Origin of the sequence: Candidatus Pantoea multigeneris (genome assembly GCF_011752615.1) — a bacterium.
Lineage (GTDB): Bacteria > Pseudomonadota > Gammaproteobacteria > Enterobacterales > Enterobacteriaceae > Pantoea > Pantoea multigeneris.
In genome coordinates, this window is the sequence record NZ_VWXF01000001.1 from 250,636 (window position 1) to 264,620 (window position 13,985).

The 13,985-nt window shown below is 49.0% G+C and carries 13 protein-coding genes; 1 reads left to right on the top strand and 12 read right to left on the bottom strand.

The window, feature by feature from the left end:
• Nucleotides 1-11: 11 nt before the first annotated feature.
• The 6 genes from F3J40_RS01135 to F3J40_RS01160 all read right to left on the bottom strand — a co-directional run bounded on the left by F3J40_RS01135 (nucleotide 12) and on the right by F3J40_RS01160 (nucleotide 4,623).
• Nucleotides 12-671: an SH3 domain-containing protein gene (locus F3J40_RS01135; protein ID WP_167012116.1), complete on the bottom strand. Its 660-nt coding sequence runs from the start codon at nucleotides 669-671 to the stop codon at nucleotides 12-14.
• Nucleotides 672-805: 134 nt separating this feature from the next.
• A complete protein-coding gene (locus F3J40_RS01140; protein ID WP_167012118.1) occupies nucleotides 806-1,357 on the bottom strand; it encodes a hypothetical protein in 552 nt (183 codons plus the stop codon).
• A gap of 184 nt (nucleotides 1,358-1,541) precedes the next feature.
• Nucleotides 1,542-2,357, bottom strand: coding sequence for a lysozyme inhibitor LprI family protein (locus tag F3J40_RS01145; protein WP_167012120.1), 816 nt, complete (start codon nucleotides 2,355-2,357; stop codon nucleotides 1,542-1,544).
• A gap of 91 nt (nucleotides 2,358-2,448) precedes the next feature.
• Nucleotides 2,449-3,234: a lysozyme inhibitor LprI family protein gene (locus tag F3J40_RS01150; RefSeq protein WP_167012121.1), complete on the bottom strand. Its 786-nt coding sequence runs from the start codon at nucleotides 3,232-3,234 to the stop codon at nucleotides 2,449-2,451.
• The gene (locus tag F3J40_RS01155) at nucleotides 3,234-4,058 is read right to left on the bottom strand and encodes a pesticin C-terminus-like muramidase (protein WP_167012123.1); all 825 of its coding nucleotides are present in this window, start codon (nucleotides 4,056-4,058) and stop codon (nucleotides 3,234-3,236) included. The genes F3J40_RS01150 and F3J40_RS01155 overlap by 1 nt, the downstream gene beginning before the upstream one ends.
• Before the next feature lie 79 nt (nucleotides 4,059-4,137).
• On the bottom strand, nucleotides 4,138-4,623 hold the full coding sequence (locus F3J40_RS01160) for an Hcp family type VI secretion system effector (RefSeq protein ID WP_167012125.1): 486 nt from the start codon (nucleotides 4,621-4,623) through the stop codon (nucleotides 4,138-4,140).
• 270 nt (nucleotides 4,624-4,893) lie between these two features.
• Here F3J40_RS01160 and F3J40_RS01165 point away from each other — a divergent pair, with 270 nt between their 5' ends.
• Complete coding sequence (locus F3J40_RS01165; protein ID WP_157060539.1) at nucleotides 4,894-5,112, top strand: hypothetical protein; 219 nt, start codon at nucleotides 4,894-4,896, stop codon at nucleotides 5,110-5,112.
• Between the two features lie 210 nt (nucleotides 5,113-5,322).
• Here F3J40_RS01165 and tssC read toward each other — a convergent pair whose 3' ends face one another.
• From tssC to F3J40_RS01195, 6 genes are all read right to left on the bottom strand, one after another.
• A complete protein-coding gene (gene tssC / locus F3J40_RS01170) occupies nucleotides 5,323-6,819 on the bottom strand; it encodes a type VI secretion system contractile sheath large subunit (RefSeq protein WP_167012127.1) in 1,497 nt (498 codons plus the stop codon).
• Between the two features lie 3 nt (nucleotides 6,820-6,822).
• Complete coding sequence (gene tssB / locus F3J40_RS01175) at nucleotides 6,823-7,359, bottom strand: type VI secretion system contractile sheath small subunit (protein WP_017347163.1); 537 nt, start codon at nucleotides 7,357-7,359, stop codon at nucleotides 6,823-6,825.
• A gap of 71 nt (nucleotides 7,360-7,430) precedes the next feature.
• On the bottom strand, nucleotides 7,431-8,453 hold the full coding sequence (gene tssA, locus F3J40_RS01180; protein ID WP_167012129.1) for a type VI secretion system protein TssA: 1,023 nt from the start codon (nucleotides 8,451-8,453) through the stop codon (nucleotides 7,431-7,433).
• 17 nt (nucleotides 8,454-8,470) lie between these two features.
• Entirely contained in the window at nucleotides 8,471-9,142 is a 672-nt protein-coding gene (tagF, locus tag F3J40_RS01185) for a type VI secretion system-associated protein TagF (RefSeq protein ID WP_167012131.1), read from the bottom strand.
• A 10-nt stretch (nucleotides 9,143-9,152) separates the two neighbouring features.
• Nucleotides 9,153-12,737 (bottom strand): type VI secretion system membrane subunit TssM, encoded by a 3,585-nt coding sequence (gene tssM, locus F3J40_RS01190; RefSeq protein WP_167012133.1) that lies wholly within the window; start codon nucleotides 12,735-12,737, stop codon nucleotides 9,153-9,155.
• A 3-nt stretch (nucleotides 12,738-12,740) separates the two neighbouring features.
• The gene (locus F3J40_RS01195) at nucleotides 12,741-13,979 is read right to left on the bottom strand and encodes a DotU family type VI secretion system protein (RefSeq protein ID WP_167012906.1); all 1,239 of its coding nucleotides are present in this window, start codon (nucleotides 13,977-13,979) and stop codon (nucleotides 12,741-12,743) included.
• Between the last annotated feature and the right edge of the window lie 6 nt (nucleotides 13,980-13,985).

A 13,985-nucleotide genomic window follows, 5' to 3' on the forward strand; every position in this document is an offset into this window, starting at 1 on the left:
CACTCCATTTGTCAGTTCAACGGAACCACTTTGTCAGCCTCTATAAACCCTCTGATCTTTCCAATGTCATCCTTTTGGCTTTCATCATAGTCAGAGACATAGAGCCATTGGTCATTGATGGTTTTTATTTTTGTTATTGTATCCTCAGGAGTAAAGTTACCAATGATTTTACTTGATGCATTTGGTTCTTGTTTTAATGAGAGATTTTTAATCTCATCTTTTAATCTGTAGATAAGTTTGTAAGGATGCAGATCGCACTGCTCTGCAGAGGGTATTATTTCAACATTATCTGCAGAAGGCATAAATCCTACATAATTCGCGTTAGCAATCCTGCCACCACATTCACCAGACTGGATTAAGTGAGTGAATTTTAATTTCCCGTACTGGTTAACATAACCCTCATGATATTTGTAAAACTCAACAGGGATTGAATGAAAGTGTTCTCTCACAAAGCTCTCAGTTAGATTACTGTTTTTAAGGTACACTATGGATTCGAGATTACCTTTTTCATCTACCTTTAATAATCTAAGTAACAGCTCCGGATGATTGACGTTGTTCTCAGTCCAGTCTGGTAGCCAGTAAGCTTGCAAGACGCCTGTCATGGTTTCGCCGGCAAACACCTTTGAGGTAAGCCACAGAGAAATTAATAATGTAAAAAACACATTTTTCAAAATAATCACCTGGTCCCTTAATTTAATTATAGCCAGAAAGACATAGGGAATAGATGCTTACTAAAAAACCCTGCAAAGGACGATAAAAAATCGTCCTTATAATTTCAGAGGCATTACCTATTATCCAATGGGGGTTACTGATCAGCAAGCTTTTTCTTGATTTCAGCGATAGCGCTAATATTAGTCAATTCAACTTGCTCTGTATTTTTTGTGTCAACACTCAGTATCTTACTTTTTTCATTAACATTTAGAATAAAAGGAATGCTTCCAGCTTCGGCCCCTGAATATGCCTTATAAACAACAGCAAGCTTTATATTCCCGCTATCAGGTTTATCAATCAAACCCACTGCAGTGACTTTATCACACTGAGATGTTTCTAAATCACCTAAGCCTACAGTGGGAATAATAGTTTTAATATTAACTCCATCAAGCGTCCATGTGATGTAACAAACAGATCTTATATCATTAAATCTTGCTGTTACTGGAATTAAATAGCCTAAAGATTCATGGTTATTCACCACATCAAAAACCTGATCATCCTGTATACTCACTTGAGATATGGATTGATCATGATTATAAGTGATAAAGTTTTTTACATAACCAGGTATGACACCCACCTTCTTCAAATTAGCTGAGAATGAAAAGGCTGAGAATATCATTATGGAAATAAATAGTGGCAAACGCATAAAATCATCCGTTTAAAATTAGAACTAGCTAACAGTCACTATAAAAAACAACAACGCCACATAAGATTATACTTTACTGATAACGGTCATATTAGCCATGAATTCAAACCAGATTATTATCTCTTCCAAAACCATAGAAATCTAAGCGTTGTAATTTGTTAAGTATATTATCTAATAATTGTTGTCATCCCTCATTGTTAGTTACATCGGATAATTCACCTAGCCTTTCTATCATACTTTTTTTCAAGCAGGCTTGATCGCTATTACATTTATTCCTGCTTTTCAGCCATACCTTCTGATTTTCTTTTAATTCATCCAGCTTATCTTCCAGACCGACTCTTTGTAATGCTTCTTTTTGTGTATTCCATGATTTTGAAACACTCAAGTCATAAGCGGCCAGTTCAGAATTGCTACAGATGGTTTTCTCCGGTAATAAACTTGCTTTACTGCAATCATATGAAGCTTTGATCACATTGTTATTATCTGGCTTGAGAATGATTATATTATTCTCACCCCATAATGTATAAATATCATTATTTTTATCTATCGCAAGCGAAGACAAGACTAACTTATCAGAGATATTCCCCGCACACGATATTGAAAATACGGTTACCGTTTCCCCGGCCGCTTTTTGCAAATCAAAATCTGATGCAGTTGTCCCATAATCCTCTCCAGATGTTTCTTTAATGTATTGACCTAGAGTAGTGGTTTTCTTTTTATAAACTGGGTCAAGACATTTATCTAAAACAGGAATGTTCGTATTAATCTCATGTAAGCTTACTTTAAAGAAACGCCCCACAACTCTGTCATCATCAGACTGGAAATTCATGCGTGTTGGATTATTCAGATTAACACGAAGGCTGGCTACTTTCCAATCTCCCTGGAGGGGAGTGTTTTCATTAGCGAGGGCGATCAATGGAAAACTTAGTAAAGACAAATTCGTAATGATTTTAAACATCATCTTCAATAGCATCAGCAGTAATTCTGATGCCTTTGCCATGCAAATCATTTTGCAACGCCCGGACTGCATCTTCGCGATCACCTTTCCTTAACACTAACATCAAATGCTCCCAATCGGCGTTCAGTTCAATTTAACCATTGGTAAATTCATTTAGCGCCTCAAGTCTGTTGTTCATACTCTCTGTAAGACATTTTGATTCTGAACCACATTGATTTCTCTCTGTCAGCCATTTTTTCTGACTAACATCTAAATCAGAAAGACGTTTTTTTACATCGACCCCTTCTTGAGTAACGATGTTTTTTTGTAGCTTCCATGATTTAGCCACACTGCGATCCAATGATGCCAACGGGTAGTTATTACAAATGGCTTTCTCTGTCAAAGAACGTGCTTTCTTACAATCATATGAAGGGGTTATATCATCGGTATTTACTTTATTTAGAACGAGTATACTATCCTCACCCCATGACCAAAATATTTTATCAGCTTCAATAGCCATTGGTGGTAACTTGAGATTGTTATTTAATCCATCCGTACAACTAACAGATATAATACTCGCTTTATCATTTACATACGAACCTAACTTGAAGTCTTCGGCAGATGCATCATGTTTATCTCCTGAGATACCTTCAAGATATTTCCCTACAGTAGAATACTGTATTTGATACTTAGGTTTATCACACTGCTGCAATAATGGAATATCGCTTTTTATTCCATCTGAACTGACGACCAAAAAACGCCCTACAACCCGATCATCATCGTATTGATAATAATAACGTGATTGCTGATTCAGGTTCACTCTTAGACTTTTCACTTGCCAAATATCTTGGGGTAACGAAAAATCATCAGCTGCAATCACACTTTGAGTCAATGAAGTGATAATAGCCAAATTTAAAAAAAACAAAGTAATTTTTTTCATTAATAACGTCCATAAAGAAATAGATCAACTTCCGCTTTTCTTCTATTGATAAGTCCCTTTGACCTCTCTCCTCCAGAAAAAACAATGCTTTTCATATAATCCATTGCATCTGAAACGCTTCCTTTATTAAGGAAATTACAAACATTTATAACGCGATTACCCGCATTGTATGCAAAGGATACCAAGGTATCAAATTCATACTGCTTCAGCTGTACAAATGTATGGCTTTTAACTATTTTCACATAGCTTGGAACAACATTTCTAAATAATAGCTTCTCTTGTTCTACACTTAAGAAAACCAAACTTTTATTATTATAAACAAAAGTATTCGCATCATCCTTAGATAATCCCGATGCCTGACTGATTTTATCTGATATGTCTTCAGAAAGACCTATGCTCAGCATCACATTTTTAATCTCATTCTGCGATTTAGATTTCATGTCATAACCAGGGCCTAAAGTTACGCCACTACCACTGGTAGGATGATGTAATACATTACTAACGTTTCGTCTTGCTTCGTGATTGTAGATAAAATCAAACCCTGATGCTGATAAATTCATAGCACCGACAGCTTGTCGACCAGCCACACCGCCGATAGCAGGATGTGGTGGGCGAGATGTCACTGGCCTTCCTAAGGCAGCAAGAGTGTGTCGCCCTACAATACCGTCAGAATGCAGACCATGCTTACGTTGAAACTCCTTAACTGCGACTTCGGTTTTAAAACCAAAAATAGCATCAGCAGTAATTCTGATGCCTTTGCCGTGCAAATCATTTTGCAACGCCCGGACTGCATCTCCGCGATCGCCTTTCCTTAACACTAACATCAAATGCTCCCTTCACTCTGACCAACGAAGTTAAACTATCTTTAAGGGCAGGAAAAGCCCCCAGTTGGGGGCTTTAAAATCAAGATGCTTCGGTGTTGGTCTTGATGTTCCAGCCAGCGCTGCTTTCTGCGCCTTTGGTACCAGAAGTGCTCTGCTCCCAGTACTGCTGTTTCACTTTTGCAGCCTGGAAGGCATAAGTGATACCAACGGTGTCATCTGCTGCTGCACCGCTGTAATGTACGTTGGAGATCAGTACATCGGTCAGGGTGATACGGGTGTACTCAACCTGAGTACCACCTGCTTTACAGACAGAAACCTGAATTTCACTGATGTGGGCACCAGTAGCACACTTCTTCAGCATCGCTGTGGTTGCTTTGTCAATCTTGGCGTTAACGCTCAGATCGTCAAACTTCACTTTACCTGCACCGCCGCCGCCGCCGGTAGTGGTGTTATTCGGCTGAGTCGCGCCCCAGGAGAAAGAACTGATATCGATCCAACCCGTGTGGTTGGAGTCAGTCGATTCACCGGTTACGCCGTCAACCTTCAGGTACATATCAATAGCCATAATTATCTACTCTTGTTTAATGAACATTATTGCTTGTGGCAAGCATCGATATGGCATACAGGAAAGCATGGGGCTCAATAAAACCATCCATATTTTACCTCTGCCTTGCTTCTGAAAAATCCGCTACATGGACCGTTCAGAGGTGATGATTGTTCCATCGAAATGCAACAATCAAATCTTGATTTTCTACTTTCTGCTGTGATTGAATTTATCCGCCCGATATATGCACCAGACATGGCTGTATTAATCACATCAACAAGGACTCTGTATATGGGAAATAATTATCTAAGACGCATCCTTAAATCTCTGCTCTACATCCTGTTAGTTATACTCATCCCTGCAGTCATTTTAATGCTGGTGCAGAAGGCGCTGTTTCTGGCGATGGTGGACTATGTCCTCTCTGTCATCCTGACATTAGTGGTAGGAAAATTCCTGTTCCTGTTTGCAGTGGCTGTCGTGCTGATGTTTATCGCAGGCTTACTGTTTTAGTTTGGTTCCTGGCTTATTACCGCCAGTGAATGATTTTTATCTGTGCATCGACTTAACCGGGGCTCACTATACCAGAAAAAAACAAAAGCAAAAGTACAAATATCTTCTTTTGCCAAACCCCTCGATGAAATATTAATTAACGATTCAGGTAAATATTTCCACTAATAGTGAACTTGTTTTGAGCCAGGTTATTTCCTGGCTCAATGCAGATTATGCTTCGCTGGATTTCAGTGACGGAAGTTTAGAAACCAGACGCAGTGAAACCGTCAGACCTTCCAGCTGATAGTGCGGGCGCAAGAAGAATTTCGCCGCATAGTAGCCAGGGTTATCTTCCAGCTCTTCCACTTTCACTTCAGCCGCCGCCAGCGGTTTACGTGACTTGGTTTCCTGCGAGGAGTTAACCGGGTCGCCATCGACGTAATTCATTACCCAGTCATTCAGCCAGCGTTCCATATCCGCACGTTCGCGGAACGAACCAATTTTGTCACGCACGATGCATTTCAGATAATGCGCGAAACGGCAGCACGCGAACAAGTAAGGCAGACGAGCAGCAAGACGCGCATTGGCGGTCGCATCCGGGTCATGATATTCAGCCGGTTTCTGCAGTGACTGTGCACCAATAAAGGCAGCAAAGTCTGAGTTTTTACGGTGAATTAACGGCATGAAACCATTTTTCGCCAGTTCAGCTTCACGACGATCGCTAATCGCAATCTCCGTCGGACACTTCATGTCTACGCCGCCGTCATCGCTTGGGAAGGTATGGCAAGGCAGATTCTCTACCGCACCACCCGATTCCACGCCGCGAATCGACGTACACCAGCCAAACTCTTTAAACGAACGGTTAATATTGGTCGCCATGGCATAGGCAGCATTCGCCCAGGTGTAATGGCTGTGCGTTGCACCGTCGGTCTCTTCTTCAAAGTCGAAGCTGTCTACCGGATTCGTGCGCGCGCCGTAAGGCAGACGTGCCAGGAAACGCGGCATCACCAGGCCGAGATAACGCGCATCTTCCGATTCACGCAAGCTGCGCCACGCTGCATATTCCGCAGTCTGGAAGATTTTGGTCAGATCGCGAGGGTTCGCCAGCTCCTGCCAGCTCTCCATCTGCATCACCGAAGGGGCGGTGCCAGAAATGAACGGACAGTGTGATGCCGCACCAATACGCGCCAGCTCAGTCAACATCTCAACGTCTTGCGGGCTGTGGTCGAAGAAATAGTCACCAACCAGGCAACCGAAGGGTTCGCCACCAAACTGGCCATACTCTTCTTCGTAGATTTTCTTGAACAGCGGGCTCTGGTCCCAGCCCACGCCCTTAAAGCGTTTCAGCGTGCGGCCCAGCTCCTGCTTGGAGATGCTCATAAAGCGAATTTTCAGCATCTCATCCGTTTCAGTGTTATTCACCAGATGTTGCAGGCCACGCCATGCCCCTTCCAGTTTCTGAAACTCTTCATGGTGCAGGATTTGATTCACCTGCTTCGACAGCTTCTCGTCAATTTCGGCGATCAGGGACTGGATGGTGCGATAAGCATCATCCGAGACGGTAACCGTATTTTCCAGCGCCTGATGCGCCAGGGTTTTCACCGCATGCTCTACCGCTGAACGCGCCTGATCGGTGGCCGGACGAAACTCTTTATTCAGTAATGCGCTGAACTCGTCCTGGCTAAACGCCGCTGCATTTTCATTTTGTAACTGGGATGACTGGCTCATGGCTTACTCCTCCCCTTTCTCTTCATGGTGAGTCGCATCCGCCTGCGGCAAATGCGTCAATGACTTCAGCAGGGTAGGATCCTGCAAGATTTTGTTGATCAGCTCTTCTGCGCCGTTCTTACCGTCCATATAGGTGAGCAAGTTCGACAGCTGAGTGCGCGCTTCCAGCAACTGGCGCAGCGGCTCCACTTTGCGGGCAATCGCATCTGGCGCAAAGTCATCCATGCTGTTAAAGGTCAAATCAACATTGAGGCGTCCTTCACCGGTCAGCGTGTTTTCTGTGTTAAACGCTACGCGCGGTTTCAGCGCTTTCATTCGCTCATCAAAGTTATCGATGTCGATTTCGAGGAACTTACGTTCATCAACCGCAGGCTGAGCATCAACGGGTTTGCCCACCAGATCCGCCATCACGCCCATTACAAAGGGCAGTTGGATCTTGCGCTCGGCACCATAGATCTCTACGTCATATTCAATTTGCACACGAGGCGCGCGGTTACGGGAGATAAATTTCTGCCCGCTGCGAGAGGTATTACCTGCCATGTTGTTCTCCAGGAAGTAGCGCGGTAAGTCAAAGACGGAGGACCAAAGCCCCTCCGTCCAATGCAGAATGGTCAGCCGTTACGGCGGCCAAATAAGGTTTCCAGCTGATGGACACCATCCGGGGCCAGATCACGAACCATTTCCATAAAGTCCAGCGTCATCATGCGCTGAACACGTTCCACCATCAGTGGAGCCGGATGACCCGGCTCATGTTGGATAAAATACTGTTTTACTTTTTCCAGCATCAGTTGCGCATCGTCACGGCTTGAGAGCGTTGCGCTACGCCAGTCTTGTACGGCAGCACGGGGAGCAGCCGCTGCGGGTGCCTGGGATACCGGCCCCGCTTCAGTGCCTTGTTCTGCCTGAGGGATCAAAGCGGAGAGATCCGTCGCTTGATTTTCCTGCTGAACGGTATTCAGGGTGCGAAACAGCTGCTTCATTTCCGGCATCGCGCCAGCACCCAGCTTGTCGGTTACCAGAGCATGAATACTCTCCAGCGCCGGAAGAATCTGCGCCAGGGCTGTGACGCCAGGCTGTTCGGCTCGGGTCAGCTCATCCAGCAAGCGCGGTCGTCCGCCGGGAAACTCATCCAGCTCGGTTTTACTGCCATCCAGTAATGCGGCCGCATCGCGCAGGCTCAAAACATCCGCCGCACTGCGCAGTAATGGCGCATTGCGAATCGCCAGGCTCAGCGCAGCGCTATCACCCAGTTGGGCAAAGGCATTGATGCGGAACCAGCTGTCATCTTCTCCATCCACCATCAGCAGTGGATGGACCTGATCCCAATACTGCTGCAACGTCTGGTTAATCAATTGCAGCCCCATGGCACAGCCCGGTAATCCTTTCAGCTGTGTCCATGCGCGGGTCAGTGCCAGCATCACGCGCAGATCTTTACTTTGTGTCAGCAGCTTTTCCGCCAGCTTTGCCACGCGGTTCCAGTCCGCTGGCTCAGCCGGGATGATGGTGCTACCAAACTGCTGCTCGGCTTTGCCCTGCCCGGCTTGTTCCATCGCCTGGAAGTCATTGTCATATTCCAGATTAATGCCGCAGGGCATCTCTTCACTGACAGGAGCCAGTAAGGCTTCAATCGTCATAAGCTGGGTCTCTCAGATCATTCAAACATGGGTTTGTAGATGCCTTTACGCCCAGGTGCTGCATCACTGGACGACTCAAACAACAGCGAAAACAGCTGGCTGGTGAAGTTACCGCTGTGCACATGGGTATGGAGTGGTGTGCCATCAGTCTGACTGCTCCACCAGAAACTGCTGTAATGGCGCGGAGAAAAGTTCTGTGCCACCAGCGGCCAGCTGAGCGGCACGGCATTTTCACTACTCAAAATGACCGATGACGGCTCCGGCAGGGGCGCTAATGCGAGCAGATCGCTATCGAGCTGTTCCGGGCTGTGTCGGTGACGCACGGCCTCAACCAGCAACTGAGAAAGCTGACGATACCAGTGACCCGCAGAAAGTAACTGCTGCTGCGACCAGCTGTTCGGCGAAAAACTGCACAGCGCCGTTAAAGGCCAGAGGCGACCAACGCTATCCTGCGATGGCACCACACAGCCCATCTGCACCAGTTGGCTGCCTATCATCGGTGGCACGATAAAATTCCAGGCCACCGCCTGCATAAACGGCAGCGAGGGTTGTTCAACCTGCCGCTGCTGCATACCAACCTGAAACCACTGGCTCCACTGGTTCTTTAGCACCGAAGGAAAACGGCGCTGCAAAAAATCACCCGCCGAGGGCAATTTTCCATACCAGCTAATAAAAGGAGGCTGATTCATCGTCTTCTCCTCAAGGACAGCCAAAGGCCGGAAGCTGGAATGGATTACGGATGCTGTTTGGCGTGAACTCCAGCGTCAGATGATGTCCATCCACGGTGAAAGTCGCGAGCCGACTGAGGCTACTGCTGCCCGCAGCCAGTTGCGCCCGATCAAAGAAGCGGTTCAACGCCCAGGCCCCGTTGGTCACCAACGTTGAGGTTGTGCCGTTAGCCAACCCGAGGGACAAACGCACCTGGCTGGTGCCACCGCTGCCAGGCCAGCTCATCAACTGCTGGGCTTGCGGGCCATGGCTGTAACGCAACAGTTGACCATCCACATCCAACGTCATGGAAAGAATGTCATTGTCCATGCGCACGGTACGCACCGTGACACGAAATGCCGGCGTGGTTGCACCATTAGCAAAGAAAGCATCCCGGATATTTTGCGCCTGTTGGAAGGGACGTAATAACGCCTCACCGCCAGGTAACGTTTTGCCATCAATGCCCGGCGTAAAGCGCCAGCGGCTTTGCGTGGTATCGACTTTTCCAGCCAGATTATCGCGGAAGAAGCTGTCCATCAGGCCGCTGCCTGGCGCAAACATCCGCGCCAGATCGTCCGGAGTGACCTCATTACGCGCGCCTCTGACCAGCGGATAACGTCCGGCGATGGCCTGGCGGCAAAAGCCACCCACTTCCACTTCAATCCGTTTACGTACGTTATCCATATCGCGCTGCTGCGTATCGGCGCTGGCACCCACGGCGAGACTAGAGAACATGCCTTGCAGTGAACCCGGCAAACGACCCGCTCCTGCTTGTAATCGGGTAATGGCATCGCCCCCCGGTGCAGGCAGGCCGCTGTTCGCCGCATCCTGAACGGCGGTCAAATAGCGGTAGAGATCGTCAATCTGTTTGAGAAAATCATCAAAGGCGATGCTCTTCCCTTGTCCCACAGGATGCGCGAGATCCAGCAGCGCGGAGAAATGTTGATTCACCTGCTGTTCCGGAGAGGCTGCCGCAGTCGGCACTGCGGCGCTATTGTTGTTAAACAGTGAACGCAACGTCGAACTGGCGCTGCTATCCGGCTTGCTGCTCGCGTCAGTTTTACTGACGGGTTCTGCCTTGGCTAACTGAAGATACGGGCTGAGATTCGTCACCAAAGTACGCAACGGGGAAGTATTTCCCGACAGCAAACGAGCGCTGTTCACCCGTTGCGCTAAATTGCCAATATTATTCAGTTGTAGATCGCTGAGCAGCGCGTCCCACTGGCGAATATAGTCATCAATGTAGAGCTGACGTACCGCACTGCGCGTCTGGGTTTTATCGCCATCCTGGGTTGCGCTTCCTAGCACCCAACGATCCTCACTGTGCAGACCGTCAGAGACGCTGTCGATCTGCGCTGTGAACTTTCCCCAGTAGCCCGCCGGAGTAAACAGGCCAGGTACACCATCGTTAAGTGATTTACCGCTTTTACGGCTAAACACCAGGTCGCTTTGCGCGCCCCCCAACGCGGCCAGCGAGACAGGTTGCAAGCTGTTGTCATGCTCCATGAGCCGTTTCATGCGGCCATACACGCGCTCAGCGAGCGGCATCCTCGCGACCATCGCCTGCTCACGCCCGATCAAGGCATCATCTTTGGCATAAGGTGATGACTGAATCTGGGTTTCAAGCAGTTGCGTCAGGTGCCACTCAAGCTGACCCAACTGCTCACGGGTCACGTCCTGCGGTAAATTGCGTTGCAGGTTGAGCATCACCCAGGTTTGCAGGAACTTGCCGTCATAGTGTTTAGGCTGATACAGCATTTGATAAGCCTTCAGTGCCTCATAGCTGTAATCAGCGTCGCTGCCGTTGTCGTTACGCAACCAGTTAGTGATCTGTTGCGCCACCTGCGGCAGCAGTAACTGCTTCAACGCTTTCTGATAAAGCTCATTGCTTGCATCAGCCACTTCGTTGCCGCGATACAGTCCCATCCGGCGCGTCAATGGCGGATGATGAATATCAAACTCCGCGCTGTCTGGCAGATGCAGTAAACCGTTGAGATAAGGCAACAGCGCAAACAGATCGCGCGCCTGGCCCATCTGCAATGCGCTGCCTTGTTGATTCACCTGTGGAACCCGGGCAGAGACTTCATTCAGATAGCTGCGATTAAGGCTGTAGCTGGTGTACCAGAGGACAGTGGCGATAATAAGCACCGCACTCATCACCAGATAACCGGACCAGTGAATTACCCGGTTACGCAGTTCCCACCAGCGATTACTCCCCGCCAGGCTGGACTCCTCAAACACCACTTTTTCCAGCAGATCACGCAGGAAGAAGCTTTGACCTTTAACCGGCGGTACCGCATCGCCCTCTTGAGTAACGCGCGATGGCAGATTCAATGCGCGATTCAGTTCACCCATGACTTTGTCAAACGGCTGCCCTTCCTGGGTACCGCTGGCAAAGTAGATGCCTCGGGTGGCTAGCGGGGTTTCGAAACCTGAACGGGCAAAGACCTGCAACAGGTAATCACGCAGCAACGGCCGCAGCGCCATGAACTCCTGCGGGAACAGGTAACTTCCGGCGCGCGCTTTGTTATCACGCTCACCGATCATGACATCACTTAAGCCGGCATCCAGACGCTGTTGCAACAGCGCGTACTCCTGCTCAAAGGCCAGCGCCAAATCAAATTGCCCCTGCTTGACCTGCTCCCAGGGGAAGGTGAAGCCCCAGATCTGGTCGCGCAGTGACTTATCAAAATGGCTGAAATAGTCGGTGAAGCCCTGTAGCAGGTCAGTTTTGGTCACCAGAACATACACCGGGAAGCGAATGCCCAGCTGTTCATACAGTTCGAGCAAGCGCTGGCGCAAGGCACTGGCCTGTTGCTGGCGCTGCTCAGGGCTCTGTGTTAGCAGATCTTGTACGCTGATGGTGATGATCGCCCCGTTAATCGGCTGGCGAGCACGGAATTTCTTCAGCAGTGAGATGAATTTCCCCCATTCGCTGGCATCACGCTCTCGCTGGCTCTCCTGGGTGGTGTAGCGGCCCGCAGTATCCAGCAGCACCGCTTCATTGGTGAACCACCAGTCACAGTTTCGCGTACCACCAATGCCACGCAGCGCGTTCTTGCCAAAATGGCTGGCGAGAGGGAAATGCAGGCCTGAGTTCACCAGCGCAGTGGTTTTACCTGCACCCGGCGCACCGATAATCACATACCATGGCAACTGATAAAGGTACTGACGGCTGAAACGGCGCAGCCAGAAAGGCTTTTTACGGCCAGAGGCGTTATCAAAGTGGGCTTTTTTCAGCAGTTGAGAGGCTTCGTTGAAACGCTCATTCAGTTGCTGCTCTTCATCCGTCAGGCGTTTGCTGCTGTCTATCGCCTCTTCTTTGTGCTGCGCCAGGGTATCAACCATTTTACGGTTGACCCACGCAGCATGCAGACGTGGGATTAACTGCCCCAGCCCCCATACGACATACAGCAAAAGAATACTGACCTGACGGTTGGTTTCCGGCTCCAGCGGTCTGGCATCGCTAATGGAAAACACCGGACCGATCACCCAGATAATAAAAGAGAGAGCGGTGATACCAATAAAACCCCACAGCACCCGGCTGGAGAGGATGGCAAATAGCACGTTAAGCATCCGTTAATTTCCTTGCGACAGTCCGTTGAGTTGCGCCTGCGTGTTCCCCGGAGCAACCAGCAGTGTAATTTCAACACGGCGGTTGCGAGCGCGGTTGGCCGCTGAGTTATTTGGCACCAGAGGATTCGCATCGCCGCGCCCTTCCGCTTTCACACGTTGTGGCTGCTGCAAATACTGCTGTAACAATTGCTGCACGGACTGCGCTCGCTCAAGAGAGAGCTCATAGTTTGAAGCAAAACGCGCACTGCGAATCGGCACATTGTCGCTATACCCGGCCACCACGATCCGTCCGTTGACGCCGTTCATGGCACTGGCGATTCTCTGAATAACGGGCTGATAGTTACCGCGTACCGTGGTGGCTCCAGAAGCGAATAGCCCATCCCCTTTCAAGGTGACAACACTGCGATCGGCTTCATCTTTAACGGCAACCAGCCCCTGCGCGATTTCAGGTTGCAGGAAGCGCTTCAAATCGAGCGCGGCAGGTGCAGGAGCGGCACGATTACTGATAGTGACCTGCGGCACACTGCTCTGATACACCGAAGCCAGCACCGGGGTGGTGGCATCACCAAGACGCCAGTTGAATCCAATAAAGAGCAGGCAGCCAACCAATCCACTCACCGCTCCCCATGCCCAGAGCGGAATGCTGGGCCGCCATAGGGTGCGTTGCGTTGCCTGATCGAAACAGTGTGGCGATAAAGGCGCAGCGTAAGAGCCACGCACAGAAGCGATCATTTGCTGCAGGCGCTGGCGGATGGTTTCAAGCTGGGTACGGCCATTGTCGACAACGCGATAACGCCCTTCAAAGCCCAACATCAGACAGAAGTAGATCAACTCCAGCAGGAACAGATGATCGCGCGGCTTTTGCGACAGTTTTGCCAACAGCTGGAAAAACTTCTCCCCTCCCCAGGTCTCATTATGAAAGGTCACCAGCAACCCGCTGGCGGGCCAGACATTATTGCCGCCCCACGGCGTTAATGCTGCCGCCTCATCCAGAGCCGTACACAAACAGTAGCGCGCGCCGATAATGGTTTCATAGGCGTGCCCGGCCTGTTGGCTGCGCACTTCAAAACGCTGGATCTCAGCGATCAGTTTCTGTCGCAGCGCATCCGGCGAAGCGTGCTCCACCGAGTGACGAATTTGCGGGATCGCATTCAGCAGCGGGTTAGCAGCAGCCAGCAGAGAGTTATCCTGCCATTGCGAAGAGGATACGGCGTCGCTGCCGTGATAAACGTGTTCCTGCATGATGAA